The organism is Campylobacter sp. (genome assembly GCF_019423325.1).
Classification (GTDB): Bacteria; Campylobacterota; Campylobacteria; order Campylobacterales; family Campylobacteraceae; genus Campylobacter_B.
The window spans coordinates 320,931-335,061 of the sequence record NZ_JAHZBQ010000003.1; the positions used below are offsets into that span (position 1 = coordinate 320,931).

9 protein-coding genes are annotated in these 14,131 nt (G+C 44.9%); all 9 read right to left on the reverse strand.

The genetic code is table 11. The annotated features are described in order from the left end of the window. Positions 1 to 30 precede the first annotated feature (30 nt). Positions 31 to 741 (reverse strand): metallophosphoesterase, encoded by a 711-nt coding sequence (locus QZ367_RS09410; protein WP_291940040.1) that lies wholly within the window; start codon positions 739 to 741, stop codon positions 31 to 33. 432 nt (positions 742 to 1,173) lie between these two features. After that, positions 1,174 to 2,196 (reverse strand): GDSL-type esterase/lipase family protein, encoded by a 1,023-nt coding sequence (locus QZ367_RS09415; protein WP_291940042.1) that lies wholly within the window; start codon positions 2,194 to 2,196, stop codon positions 1,174 to 1,176. Continuing rightward, complete coding sequence (locus tag QZ367_RS09420; RefSeq protein ID WP_291940044.1) at positions 2,189 to 3,499, reverse strand: DUF459 domain-containing protein; 1,311 nt, start codon at positions 3,497 to 3,499, stop codon at positions 2,189 to 2,191. Before QZ367_RS09420 ends, QZ367_RS09415 begins: the two co-directional genes overlap by 8 nt. Then, positions 3,500 to 5,032 (reverse strand): MBOAT family O-acyltransferase, encoded by a 1,533-nt coding sequence (locus tag QZ367_RS09425; RefSeq protein WP_291940046.1) that lies wholly within the window; start codon positions 5,030 to 5,032, stop codon positions 3,500 to 3,502. 1,492 nt (positions 5,033 to 6,524) lie between these two features. Then, the gene (gene metE, locus QZ367_RS09430; RefSeq protein WP_291940048.1) at positions 6,525 to 8,807 is read right to left on the reverse strand and encodes a 5-methyltetrahydropteroyltriglutamate--homocysteine S-methyltransferase; all 2,283 of its coding nucleotides are present in this window, start codon (positions 8,805 to 8,807) and stop codon (positions 6,525 to 6,527) included. A gap of 355 nt (positions 8,808 to 9,162) precedes the next feature. After that, entirely contained in the window at positions 9,163 to 9,747 is a 585-nt protein-coding gene (locus QZ367_RS09435) for a hypothetical protein (protein ID WP_291940050.1), read from the reverse strand. A gap of 255 nt (positions 9,748 to 10,002) precedes the next feature. After that, on the reverse strand, positions 10,003 to 12,183 hold the full coding sequence (locus QZ367_RS09440) for an STT3 domain-containing protein (RefSeq protein ID WP_291940051.1): 2,181 nt from the start codon (positions 12,181 to 12,183) through the stop codon (positions 10,003 to 10,005). Between the two features lie 251 nt (positions 12,184 to 12,434). After that, positions 12,435 to 12,809, reverse strand: coding sequence for a hypothetical protein (locus QZ367_RS09445; protein ID WP_291940053.1), 375 nt, complete (start codon positions 12,807 to 12,809; stop codon positions 12,435 to 12,437). A 306-nt stretch (positions 12,810 to 13,115) separates the two neighbouring features. Further along, positions 13,116 to 13,763: a hypothetical protein gene (locus QZ367_RS09450; RefSeq protein ID WP_291940054.1), complete on the reverse strand. Its 648-nt coding sequence runs from the start codon at positions 13,761 to 13,763 to the stop codon at positions 13,116 to 13,118. Positions 13,764 to 14,131 lie beyond the last annotated feature (368 nt).

Genomic DNA, 14,131 nt, shown 5'->3' on the forward strand with positions numbered 1-14,131 from the left:
GCCCTAAATTTCGCTGCTGTGAGCCCAAGACTAGTCCTCAAATTTTAAAATTTCATCGTAGCAGAGATAAAAATCGCAGCCGTGCGCATGGAATTTCTTATCGCCGTGAAAGTGCCCGAAATACCACCGCTCAGGCCTTACGAGCTCAAAGATCTGCTCTAAATATTCAGACGTTTTATCGGGAGTGCTTTTGCCGCACCAAAGGTACTCTTTTAAAAATTTCATCGCAAACCCCGGCGCCGTGTGGCTCAGTACCGCATCGATCCGTCCGCCCACGGCGATGAAATCGCGCGCATTTCGTATCGCACAAGCAAACTCCTCCTCGCTCGGAATTTCGCGCGCCCACCAGCTAAGCCCCGGTATCCGATGCGCCTTATCGACGCTAAGCGCGCCGCCGAAGCATAAAAAGTGCCGCCCCGCGATCTCGTAAATTTCGCCGCGCCGTAGCCAAAAAATATTCTCGCCGCCCACGCCCACGGTGCCGCCAAATTTCCGCTCGCGTGGCAGCTCATCCAGCATATCGAAATTTTCGTGGTTGCCGTCTATGAAAAGAAGCGTGGCGGGAAAATATCTTTCTATATTTTTGCGCGCCATAAACTCATCTATCCGCTCGCTCCAAAACAGCCCGAAATCTCCGAGCACGATGACGAAATCATCGGCGCTAAGTCCGCCCGCAAAGGCTTTGTTTGTTATTTTACCGATCTCGTTTATTCCGTGCGTATCGCCGCAAAGATATATCATGTTCCTCTCCTTTAATCTGGCTGCCGCGCTTTGCCGCAGCCCGTGCGAATGAAATTTGAAGCGCTAAATTTACGCGGCACACACCGCACAGACCTTTTGCCCCTAGCCGTAACCACATAAATTTAATCCAAATTAAAAGCGTAAATTTGGGCGACATATTTTAAAAGCACAGGTATCAAGCCTATCGACGCGTAAATTTAAAGCCGCAGCTTCTGATTTAAATTTCGCGGCGCGGATCTAAGCAGCGAAATCCGAGCAAGCGTAGCTTTGCTTGCTGCCGCTAAATTTTAAATTTAGCAACGGACTTTGTAAATTTATAGCGAACCACGTGAATTTAGCGGCGGATTGTGCAATTTCCACAAAGAGCTTTGTAAATTTTCACAGCGAACTTTGTAAATTTCGCAGCTAGCCACCTAAATTTAAAGATTAAATTTAAAGCCTGCCGCGCAATTTCGTCGCCAGTGCTGCGCCAATTTTTTCGTAGCCCTCTTTTTGCAAGTGGATTTCGTCGGGACGGATCAGCCCACGCTCACGCCAGCCGCGCCAGCCGCCATCCTCGTCCATAAGACCGGCTATGTCGTAAAACATCGCCCCTTCGTCTCGCGCTAGATGCGCTAGCACCTCCGCAGCGCGTGAGGCGTTTGGCACTTTAGGGCTTCGCGGCGGTGCTACGAGCAGGATTTTTGCACCAGGAGCTGCGGAGCGGACGGAGCGAAGCAGCCCACGGACGCTTTGGTAGAATTTTTGCTCGTCAAATTTCGGATCCATCGCATCGTTTGTGCCGTAAGCGATGACTACGAGATCGTATCTAAGTCCCGAAAAATCCCTACCAAAGGCATCTGCACCCCATTTTTCGTAGAGGTTGCTAAACGCGCCGTTGCTCGCACAAGAGTCTGCAAAGCGCGCGTTTTTGCGGTAAATTTTATATCCTCCAAGCTCTGCTCCATCACGTAGCGATCGAATTTCGATCGGAAATCTAAGTCGCAGCTTAGAATACTCCCATTTCTGCGGCACTTCTTGCGAAATATACGCGCTTAGCCCGCTTGCATCGCGTACGCGAAAAATCTCGCCGCTCTGATCCGATTTATGTAAAATTTCGACGTAAAAATCGCCGCTAAGCTGCTTTAGCTCCAGTCGCACATTAGCGCCCTTTTTGCCGGTAGCGATCACTCCGCATAACGGGAAATCGGGATCTTGCTCGGTGCGGGATGAGATTATATTAAAGCCGCTTTGCTTAAATTCTATATTTTCACTTTTGTGGTATTTAGGCATCATTGCAGGCACGAAGCCGACGCTATTTTGCACGAAAAAGCCGTGCCTGAAAGCATCTATCAGCGCATCGCTTCCTAAATGCGAATCGCCAAAAAATTTCACTCCAAAGCCCGCAGAGCTTTTTGCGTTTGCCGCGCATCCGCCTAATAATGCGGCAAATAAAATCACTATAAACTTACTCAACTTCAATCCTTGATAAAATTTCTTTTGCTACCGCTTCGCAACCCTCTTTGCTCATATGAATGCCGTCGTCTTGACGCACGCGCACGAGCTTCGAGCCACTTTGCAGATAGGTTTTATAGGCGCCTTTTTCGCACACCAGCGGGGTTGTTTGCATAAAATACCCGCCAAGCGCCATACTCGCGTCGGCATATATTTGATTTAGCAGCTGCGTTTTCTCCTCAAAGTCTGGCTTTTGCATACACGGCATCGCAAGCCACAGCACTCCCGCACCGTGCGAGTGCGCCGTATCGTAGATCTCGCGCACCCTTGAGGCGTAAAACTCCCGCCAGCGCGGCGTTTTAATGCCATAAGTTTTACCTCCCGCGCGGTACTCCCAGACGTCATTGGCGCCCAGCAGCACGACTACGAGCTTAACGCCGCCATTCTCTCTAAGCGCAGTATCGAGCGTCTTTTGCCAGTCGAAAGATTTCTTGCTCGCAAGCCCCGTAGATTGCTTGCTAAGATCGATCACCCTCAGGCTTCGCTTCGGGAAAAATTTCTTAGCATTCATCCCCACGTATTGCATCAGACTATCACCCATAAAAAGCACCTCATCGCCTGCATTTAGGCGGATTTTGCCATCGTCGCTAAGCGAAATTTTAGCATCAACCTCCACGGAGCCTTGCGTCGTTAAATTCTGCTCCAAGGCCTGCGGAGCGGGAAGTTGAGAATCGGAATTCTCGCCGCTTTGCAAGGTTGCGCTTGCCGTGACGGAATTTTGCGACGCAGAGGAGCTGTGCGGCACAGAGCTTGTTGTAGTCTGGCTTTGTGACACGGAATTTTGCGAAGTAGAATTTTGAGGGATGGAATTTTGTGCGTAAGGCTCCTGCGCAGAATCGCGCGTTTTTAAATGATGCGTAGAATTATTTAAGGCAGAATTCTTCGCGGCATGGGCTTGCGGCTTGCTACCTTGCGACTTAACGCTTTGCGAAGCATCGTGATCTCGCGCCCCCATACTTTGCAAAGCTTGATTTTCCGCCATACGATCTTGCGCAGGTTTTTTAAAATTTTTGCTTCCGCTATGCGGACTTGCGTCCTCATCCTTGCTAATGTCCTCGCCTTTGATACGCTGCTCTAGCTTATCTGCGCCATTTGCAATCTTTTCGTAGATCTCTCTACCTACGCGAAACGGCGAGCGGCGCAGCCATTCTTCTAGCCCAAAGTCATCGTGAAATCGCTGCTCCAAATAATAAAGCAGCGAGCCTTGCATAAAAAATGCCGAGAAAAGCAGCGCAAAAAACAAAGTCGAAACAAACCTAAGCATCTAAAATCCTGCGTAGATGAAATTTGGAATTCCGCTTGGCATCAGCGCGAAAATCAGCGTGAAGATCATGCCGAGCACGAGAGCTTTAGGTAAAAACGGCAGCTCGGCAAAAAGCACGATCAAAGTATCTTTAAGAGCTGAGATTTTAGGATAAACAAAAATCCCTGCTAAAATCACCGCAAGCACCGCTAGCTCACCAATATCTCCGAAAGCTCGTGCGCGGGTAAAAGCGCTCAAAATCGCCGCCGCATCTGGCAGGGAATTGGCGAAAAAAATCCAAGCGAAACTTACAAAAATATAGGTGCAAAAAAGCGCTAAATGCGGATTTAGCGACTTTACGCCTACTTTGGCAAGACATTTTAAAAATACAAGTGCTGCTCCGTGCAAAAGCCCCCAAATCAAAAAATTTAATCCCGCGCCGTGCCAGATGCCTGATAGCGCAAACGCGATTAGCAAATTTACGCAGGTGCGCGCAAAGCCATTGCGCGAGCCGCCGAGCGGGATATAAATATAATCGCGTATAAATGTGGATAAGCTGATATGCCAGCGATCCCAAAACTCGCCTAAATTCTTAGCCGCATAGGGCATATTAAAATTCTGCGGCAGCTTAAAGCCCATCGCAAGCCCAAGCGCCCGCGCCATATCGATAAAGCCGCTAAAATTCGTATAAAGCACCACGCCATAAAGTAGCAGTGCAGCTAGAATTTGCGCCGCGGAGGACTCAGGCTCGTCGCCGTAAACGCCTGAAATCACATCGCTATAATACGCGCCCAAATAGCCGCTAATAAGCAGCAGCTTAACTAAGGCAAAAATTATAAGCACATAAATTTCATCGGCATTGCCAAAGTGCTTGAAGCGATCAAACTGTGGCAGTACTGGCTCTACGCCCTTGGCAGCGCTAGCGCGCCCGATAGGGCCCATTACGACGCTAGGGAAAAACGCTAAAAAGCACGCCAAGCTCAAAAAGCCCTGCTCACCGCATTCGCGCCTATAAACCGAGACGAAATAGGTGATCGACATGAAAACATAATATGAAATTCCAAGCGGAAACGCCACGCTATCGACGGCACCTAGGTGCAGCGCGGCAAGCGCGGCATTGAAAAACTCCCTGACGTAGCCGTAATATTTAAAAAATGCGAGAAAAAATAAGCCGCCAGCAACTGCCGCAAGCATCACTGCACGCGCCTTCGCAGTGGGTAGTGGGAGCTGCTTTGCTATGCCAGCTTGTTTTGCTGCGCTCATCTGCTTGGCTGCCGCTTTACGCGAGAGCTTTTTCTTGTGCGAAGACTGCTTTGCGGGCGGGATGGCTTTCGCAACTACGCGATTAGCGCGCGCGATACACATCCCTGCAAAATATACGAAGGCACTATAGGCTGCAAGCACCAGCGCAAAACGCGGATTTATGGAGCACATAAAGCCGTAGCTTGCCAGCAGGATCAGGATTTTTTGCGCGAAAATATGATTTTTGAGCGTCCAATAAACGATTAAAAACGCTAAAAAAGCGAGGACAAACTCGGGCGAAAAAAATGTCATTCAATCTTTCCAATTTAAATTTTTAAAGCTCTTGCGGCTTTTAAACGCTCGCGGCGCAAGATTTATACGAAGCGAAAAAGCTTTTTTAAATCGCTTGCAACGCGAGATTTTATGCACAGGTGCGGCATTACGCCGTTAAATGCGCGAATAAATTTAGCATCCAAATCTTTAGATTCATGGACAGCTTGCATGCGAGCCCTTGCCACGTGAGCAAAATTCCACCACAATGGCAAAATTTTAAACGCAAATGAGGGCTCGACGCACAAATAAAATTTTTAAACGCGCCGAGCGGTTTGCATCAAATTCTTACAAAACCTCGCAAACGCAGTCTCGCAGGTTCTACCCGCAGGATTTAAAAATAAGCGCCTTTTGAAATCATGTTATATAAATTAGACGCGCGATGCCGCTAAAATCCTACGAAATGAGATGAGCCACACTTCATCACAACTATGAGGGCTGAAATTCTACAAAGCAAAATTTTAAAAGCCAAAAATTTTGCAGCGATAATAGAATTCCGCCCGTTAAAATCTGTCGCGCAAAATTATTAAGCAAAATCTCACTTTAAGGCGCAATAGAAATCATCTAAAAGCTGCGCCTTATAAGCCAAAGTCATGGCTTTTAATTTTTACTGCAAATTGCAGATCTGCGCCTCCATAAAGGCTCTTTTAATTTTATGGTAACGCAAACGCGCCTTGCGTCAGCCTCGCTCTTTCGAACAAAACGCAAGTTAAAATCAATGAGCTTCGCATCGTAAAATTTTGGCTCTAGACTCGGATTTAGCGCGACAACGCAACTTCAGGCTAGCTAGGCAAAATTAGTCGTAAATTTAATGCGGCTACATAGATTTTGACTTGGCTGAAATTTAACCTAGCAGAGCCAAATCTCGCTTCGCAATCCAGCCATTCTAACGAGATAATGTAAATTTTAATTTGCAATTTAAAATTTCTAGCGCAACGATACCGGCTTTGGCTCGCGTTTTGCAATTCTAATCTAGCGGCACAAACAGTTCATAAAACGCCGCGTAAAATTGCAAATTTCAGCATTTTTTATTCGGCTGGCTAGGTTTGTGTGCACAAGGGATCAATTTGCAAGAATTTAAAATTTTATCTCTTGCCCCAGCCCGCCTTCAAGGCAATCGCGATAAAATTTACGCTCCTCGTCTCAAGCAAGCAAGCAGTTGCAATGAAATTCTAAGCTATCAGTCGAGATGAAATTTTACGCCGAATTTTAAAAAAATCCCGAACTTGCCTAACTGCGAAATCAGTAAATCTTGCGCGAAATTTCATATTGCTGCATTACTTAGCGGCTATCAAATATGCTTGCCAAGCGGACGCAGTGAAATTTCGCACTGCCCTTTAATGCTCGTTCGAAGTAAAATTTCGCGCAGATGTTTTAACGGTCCATATTCGAAATAAACGTTTCACATAATTCTATCGCAAAACGGCTGCCGGACGGGATTCTGCTCGGCAGCAAAGTCTCTTTTGCGCTAGATTTACTCCCCTGCGCGGATGATCCTTACCGCTTCGACCATATTTTTTAAGCTAGGGCGAACTTCTTCCCATTTGCGGGTTTTTAGACCGCAGTCCGGGTTGATCCACAGCTGCTCTTTAGGAAGCACCTCAAGCAGCGCGCGGATCTGGCTTACGAGCTCCTGCACACTAGGAATTCGCGGGCTATGGATGTCGTAAACGCCCGGACCGACCTCTTGCTTATAACCGACCGATTTGAAAACTCGAAGCAGCTCGTTGCCACTGCGAGCAGTCTCGATGCTTATGACGTCGGCATCCATCGCCTCTATCGTTTTGATTATGTCGTTAAACTCCGAATAGCACATATGTGTATGGATCTGCGTGTGAGCGCTTGCGGCGCTGACGGCGAGCTTAAAGGCACTAACGGCAAATTTTTCGTATGCAGGGACGTTTTCAGATCTAAGCGGATAGCCCTCTTTAAACGCCGCTTCATCCACCTGAACGATCTTGATACCTGCGTCTTGCAGATCCGAAATTTCATCGAAAATCGCGAGCGCAAGCTGTTTTACGATCTGATCGCGAGGCTTATCGTCGCGTACGAAGCTCCAGTTCATCATCGTAACAGGTCCCGTTAGCATGCCCTTCATAATCTTTTTAGTGCGGCTTTGAGCGTATTTGATCCACTCCACGGTCATCGGTTTTGGACGGCTCACATCACCGAAAAGTAGCGGCGGTTTCACGCAGCGGCTGCCGTAGCTCTGCACCCAGCCGTTGGCGCTAAACGCGTATCCGCTCATCTGTTCGCCGAAATACTCGACCATATCGTTACGCTCCGGCTCGCCGTGAACCAGTACGTCTAGGCCAATCTCATCTTGAAATTTGACGCAGTCGTCGATATAGGCTTTGATGTCGCGCTCGTAGGCTTCGCGGCCAATTAAGCCCTTTTTATAGGCGTTGCGAACCTGGCGAAGCTCAGCAGTCTGCGGGAAGGAACCGATCGTAGTGGTAGGTAAAATTCCATATCCTAGCTCTTTTTTCTGCACCTTGATGCGATCCTCGTAGCGATCGGCGCGCTCGAATTTATTTAAATTTGCGGCGCGGCTTTGCACTCGCTCGTCGTGAATTAGAGGCGAGCTAGCGCGAGTTTTAGCGGATTTTTGATTTTCTTTGTAAGCTTTCATGCCGTGTTCGCACATCGGAATTTCAAAGAAGAGATGGGTCAAAATCGAAATTTCGCTTAATTTTTCAACCGCGAAACTTAGCCAGGATATGATCTCGGCGCTTAGCTTGTCCTCGTATTTTAGCGTGAAAGGCACGTGCAAAAGCGAGCAGGAGGTGCCCACATAGATACGCTCCTTAGGCACGTAGGCCTCGATAGCTTTGAGTTGGGCTAGCTTTTTGTCGATGTCGCTCTTCCAGATATTGCGCCCGTCGATCACGCCCGCAAAGAGCACGGTCTTAGCGTCTTTTAAAGCTTGAAGCTCTTTTTTGATATTCTCCTCGCTTGCGTAGACAAAATCGAGTCCGATCGCCCAAACATCGGTCTTTACTATCTCGCGCACGGCCTCGGTCGCATGCTCAAAATAAGTCATAAAGATGATTTTTACGTTGCTTGCAGCCTTGCTTAGGCGCTGATAAACAGGCTCGATCTTTGGCGCTAGCTCCGCTGCGCGATCCGTTACGAAGATCGGCTCATCGATCTGAATTACGACCTCGTTATCAAGCTCGCTAAGAAGCTTTAGCAATTCCTCGTATTTCGCGGCAAGGGCATCTAAATGCGCGAGCGGATCACTTTTGTCGCTTGATTTGCTAAGCGCCAAGTAAGTAATAGGTCCGATTAAATTTATCTTTAGCGCGCAGGAATCCTTAAAATCATTATTTTTCGCGGCCTTGTACTCGCTTAAAATTTTACTAGGATTTAGGCTAAATTCCGTATACGCCGAGATCTCGGGCACGATATAGTGGTAGTTTGTGTTAAACCACTTCGTCATCTCCATCGCGACTGCGTCTTTACTGCCGCGCGCCATCGCAAAATACTGCTCATGCGCCGAAAGAGCCGCAAAGCGCTGCGGAATCACGCCGAAAAGAACACTGGTATCGAGCATCAGATCGTAGTATGAAAAGTCGTTTACGCTAATTAAGCCGCTCCAAGCATCCAGCTGATATTTGATGTTACGATCTTTTAGCTCTGAGGCAACCCGCTCTAGCGCGTCATAATCGCACTTGCCCGCCCAATAGCTCTCCAAAGCCTTCTTTAACTCGCGCTGCTCTCCGATACGCGGAAAGCCCGTAACGTAACTCTTCATCTCTATCCTTTGAGTAAAATTTTGGTATGAAAGTGTTGATTTTATCTAAAATTTCTTTTGACGTCATTAAAATTTTAACCTAATCTCTAAAATGAACGAAATTTTATCCAAAAGCACAGGAGTGGAATTTCGCCGACAAAGCTCGAGATGGAATTTTATTGACGAAATTCTATGAGTTAAAATTTGATGATGGAATTTAAAGACGTTAAATTCATCATAATTTAAACCTCGTCGCAAGATTCTACTAAAACTTAGTAAAGCCTTGCGACGAAGCTAGCCTTACCTGACACTCTGCAAAGCCACTGAGCATCAAGGCTCTATGAAAGCAGTGCAATGCCTCAAAATATGAAAATTCTTAAAATTTATAATTATATCCTGCGTAAACGCCGTATTTTTTACCGTCGTTATCTTCGATATAATCGCCGTCTTTATACCACGCCTTGCTTGCTTTAAAGCCCATTTCAATCTCGCTATTGGAGCCAAACTCATACGCGGTACCTATCTTGCCGCCCAAAATAAAGCCACCCAGCGTATCGTCCGCTCTAACCCAGCCGCCATTGCTATAGTCTATTTTAACTTCAGTATCTAACACCGAAAGCCCAGCGTAAGCGCCTAGGACAAGCTTAAATCTACCGAAAAGCTCCGGCGTAAAATCCGCACCGGCTACGAAATCGTGCGTGCTCCATTTAACCTTTCTTTTCGAATTGGCATTCGAGCTGGAATCCTCGCCCTTAAATCCGTAAAAATACCCGCCGTAAGCTCTAAACGTGCCGAAGTCATATCCGGCTTTAACGCCGATTTGCGGTTGTCCGTCATCAAAACCTGCAGCTTGGTTTTTGAAATTGTATCCGCCCTCGCCGCCTATGAAAAGTCCCTCCGCCATCGCGCTTACTGCAGCTAAAGAACTAAGCAACAATGCTTTTGCAACAAAATTTCTCATTTTTACTCCTTTCGGTGAAATTTCATCTTAATGATAGCGACACGCTTCGAAACCTAGGCTAAATTTAAAGTAAATACATAACATTTACGATTTTTATTGATAAAATTTTGAAGTATTTTCGTAATTTATTTATAACTAGTATAAATTCTAAATCTCAGCATATAGCTTGCATTATAAATTTTATCGCTTAGTAACATACGCTTTGTAAAAGCATAATGCAATAAGAATTTACGCAATATTCCTCTGAATATAAATTTATCTTAATAACTTGTAAATCCGCGCATAATTACTTAAATAAACGGGCTCAAACAGATCTTTATCATAGTTTTCCAGCACAAAAAGTTGGATGAAGGCTGACTCAAATACCTTTTTATCTAAGATTAAAATTCTTTGGTAATCCGGTAAAAATATCACGTAAAGATTAGAATTTTTATCTATCTGCTTAGATAATTTGACGAGCTTGCCGTTTACTTCGCCCACTTGATAATATGAATTAATAGGCATTCTTTTACCGTCATAGATTAGGTATTCAGGATCGACGCTAGGCAGCGTGCATTCATCATTTATTATGATGCTCTCTCCATCTTTACCCATTCTAATATCATAACCCACATGAATAAATGGTGTCCAAGACTCTTTACCTGTTTCTATATCTACAGTAGAAAATTTTAAGATATTAGGCAATATATCTATCATGTGCGGTACAAAATAATAATATATATCCCTAGTTTTCTGTGGAAGATTGAAATTCTTATCACTCAAAGAACTTAAGAATTTATTGATATCGGCTTCGCCATAATCTTTTTGAATTTGATATAGATTTAGTTTAAATTTATCTTCCAGTTTAGGATCAAATTTTTTACCTTGCAACTTTTGTATATATTCTACGTTAAGCCTTGCCATATTAGCAGAGCCTACCTCATCTTTATTAAAGGAAAACGCACTCATAAAAGTATATTCTCCTGCCTGTCTACCTCCGGGATCAGCTACTACTTTTACATCGGAGTAATATCTGATTAAATATCCGTAATCCCACCACGATAGCACATAATCCTCCCTGCTAGCCTTATTTTTTAGCTCCGCAAGAGGCATTATGGAGTCTTTCGTAAGCGTAGGCGCAACTCGGAATTTATAAATAAAATCTATGCTAGGCATTAGCGCTAAACAGGTTAAAATAGCCAACAAAGTACTTCTAAGCCAGGTGCGTATTTCAAAGTAATTCAGCGTGAAATATATAAAATAAGCAAATCCAAGCGCTATCATCGGTGTAGCGTACATTGTAAAGCGAGTTCCACCGAAAAGTGCTAAAACTCCAAGCGCTATCATCGGCAAGGTTAAGATAAACGAACGGAATTTTATCAGCAATAGAGCCAGCCCTCCTACAGCGCATATAAATATAAATAGATGCCCACTAGATTCAAGCACAAATTTTATGAAATTAGCGTTTTCTACCTCATTAACCGTATTTCTAACGCCGTAGAAGTAGAAAATTTCCTCTTTGCTTACATCCTTTAAGATGTATGCTTTAAGCTGCATTGCTATAGGCACAAGTCCGCCGAATATGACGAACGTAATTACGGCGATCGTACCCAAAATCCAAAGAGCTTTTTTGCTTTTATGGCTTGGAATTTTAATCATTAAAAAATATAAAAACGCAATTAGTGCAATCTTAAGCAATAAAATATAGTTTACGATTATTGTCTCACCTTCGTAATACGCGTCAAATTTTATGATCGCTGCAACCATAAGAATAATCGCTTTGTAATTTTCCTCATTGCGTCTATTAAAAATCAAAGTATAGATTAAAAATATCACTATAATCGCCATATTTAGAGAATACGAGCTAGGATACCACCAATCATAAATCACCGTAAAAATGGCAGGTAAAGCAAAGCCGCTCTGCTCGCTTCGCCCTATGAGCCTAATCAAAGCCCATAGCGTTAGCAGCGGCAGAGTAGCATTTAACATATCGCTATCAAAATACCCGCCCAAGGTCCTGACATAATACCCCGGCAGCACGCAAGCAAGTAGTGCCGCGATGATGCCTGCGCCCAGGATCTTATACTCTTTTGCTATCAAAATAATCGGCACGGCCACCAGCGGCGCTAAAAACACGCTCATATAGATCGTAATGCTATTTAGGCTGACGGGTAAAATTTTACTAAGTAAAAATGCCAAAGTAGGGATCGACGCGCCGTACGGGCTAAGATCGCCCTGCTGGTGAAAGCCCGCTATCATATCGCGCGCACCCTCGGCGTTCGCAAAGGCGTCGTTTGTAGTCATGATGAGCTCGTCATCGAAAGAAAACTGCTCAATCCCGCTAGCCCAATATATCCAAAAAAACCTGCACGCCATGCCGAATATATAAACCAGCGTCATGATCAAAAGGATATCCATGCGTGAGCATTCGCCGTTTGTAATTCTAAATTTTTGCATCTTTTTCCTTGATTTGCCGTTTGAAGTACCGAGCGGTAGGGTTAAAATTTGCCTCTACAAATTTTACTCGCTTTATCGCGCCCGCACTATGTTTTTAACGGCATTGTTTAATTTCCGTTTATTATAGCAAAATTTACCTGATTTGCGATGCGAGATGTAGAAATTTATACGACAAATTACTGCGGATGGCGCGAGCAAACCGAAATTTAATCTATTTCGCTCGCGCTATAAAGTATCAAAATTTACGCGATTTAATACGCGTCGCACATAAATTTACAGACGGTTTTCGTGCGCAGATTGAGCATGATCGAGCTTAGGCATCTGCCGTCCTTGTTGCCGCTTAGCAGGCGCACGGCATCGCCCTCTTTCCACTGCGTGCTGTCGCCCTCGATCGTCCTGTAATGCGCGCCGTTAATGACAAGCGACTCGCCACCTTTTAGAGTTTTATCGATCTTCAGGTCGCTTGCGATCTGGTTTAGATCGCCTTTTAGGGCATTTGCGATTAGTTTTTCTTCGGCCTGCTCATGCGTCTTCATCGAGCTTTTGGCAAAGTCCGGCATCTGCAAAGTCTCGGTCTGAGCCGAAGCAAACGCGACCAGCACGCAAACGGCGTAAATTAGTTTCATATTTTCTCCTCGGTTTTTCAAAATTGCGGCGATTATAGCAAAGTTTACTTAAAAATTTCGGTCTAAATTTAGCTAGAGTTTAAATTTAAGAAACCGCCCGTCTGTTTAAAACAGAGCTGAACTCGATGGCAAATTATAAAATTTCGCCGTAATTTAAAATTTACTTATTAAAATACGCCGCGAGCACGCTTAGCCAAACAAACAGCGCTATGATCCAAGACATCACTCGCGGCGTACCCGCCCAAAACGCAGCCCTCATATTGCAACGTAAGAGCAAGCGAGCATCAAAATTTTTACTGACAGAATTTACTCGTTATCAAATAGCGCGCCGAGACTTTGCATTACGGCAGCGACGGGCATCCAGACGGGGCTAAACATAGTTAAAACTGCGTCTTGCGTCTCACCGTTTTTACGCACACTTTCCTCGCTCAGCCTGCCGCTATCAATAAATACTACCGCGTTTAAACTTAACGGCTTAGCAAGCGCATATTTTTTTAGGATCCGATCGCGATCTTTTACGCGCGTAGGAACGCCTAAAATTTTGAAGCTAAATTGTAAAATTTCGCGATCTTTAAAGCCCGTAAAATTTGGATGCTTGTAAAGCACAAGCTGATCTGCTAGCGGCAGGCTCTCGCGATCAAGCCATAACTCAAAAAGTAGCGCGCTTGCGTGAGGTTCATTAAATGCATCCGTAGCGATCGAAATTCTATTTACCTCCACTGCGTGTGGATAGAGCGATTTTAGGTGCTCAAATTCCGCTTTCGCCGCGCGATAATCACTGCTAAATTCGTAGTCGTAAGCGTCACCGATCATTACCGTACGATTTGCCTCTATTTGGATCGCGCGAATTTGCTCCTTGCCTTCAAGCTCTACGGGCGCGGTTTTACTAGCACAACCCACAATGAGAAATAAAAATGCCATGCTAAAAATCAGCGCTTTTAAAATTCGTTTCATATCTACTCCGATAAAATTTTATGCGATTATAGCTAAATTTAAAGCAGCATTCGACGCACGGTATTGTCCCCGATTGAGACGAATTAAAATTTGAGGACGAGAGCGTATATGAAATACATGACTGAGTGAATTTAATTAGAATTTAAACGTAGCAGAATAAGGCGCAGTATTTTTTGCCTAGCTGAGATGAAATTTGATTTTTAAAAGTAAGCTAGGCAGGTAAACTGCTTAGCTGAATTAAATTTGAATGCGATTAAAGATAGGGCGAAGTATCGTGAGATGATTTTAAATGTTTTCTACGTCGCTATGCTCGTAGCTGAATAGAAGAAGTAAATTTCGTCCCAAAACTAGACATGCAATCTGTCGTA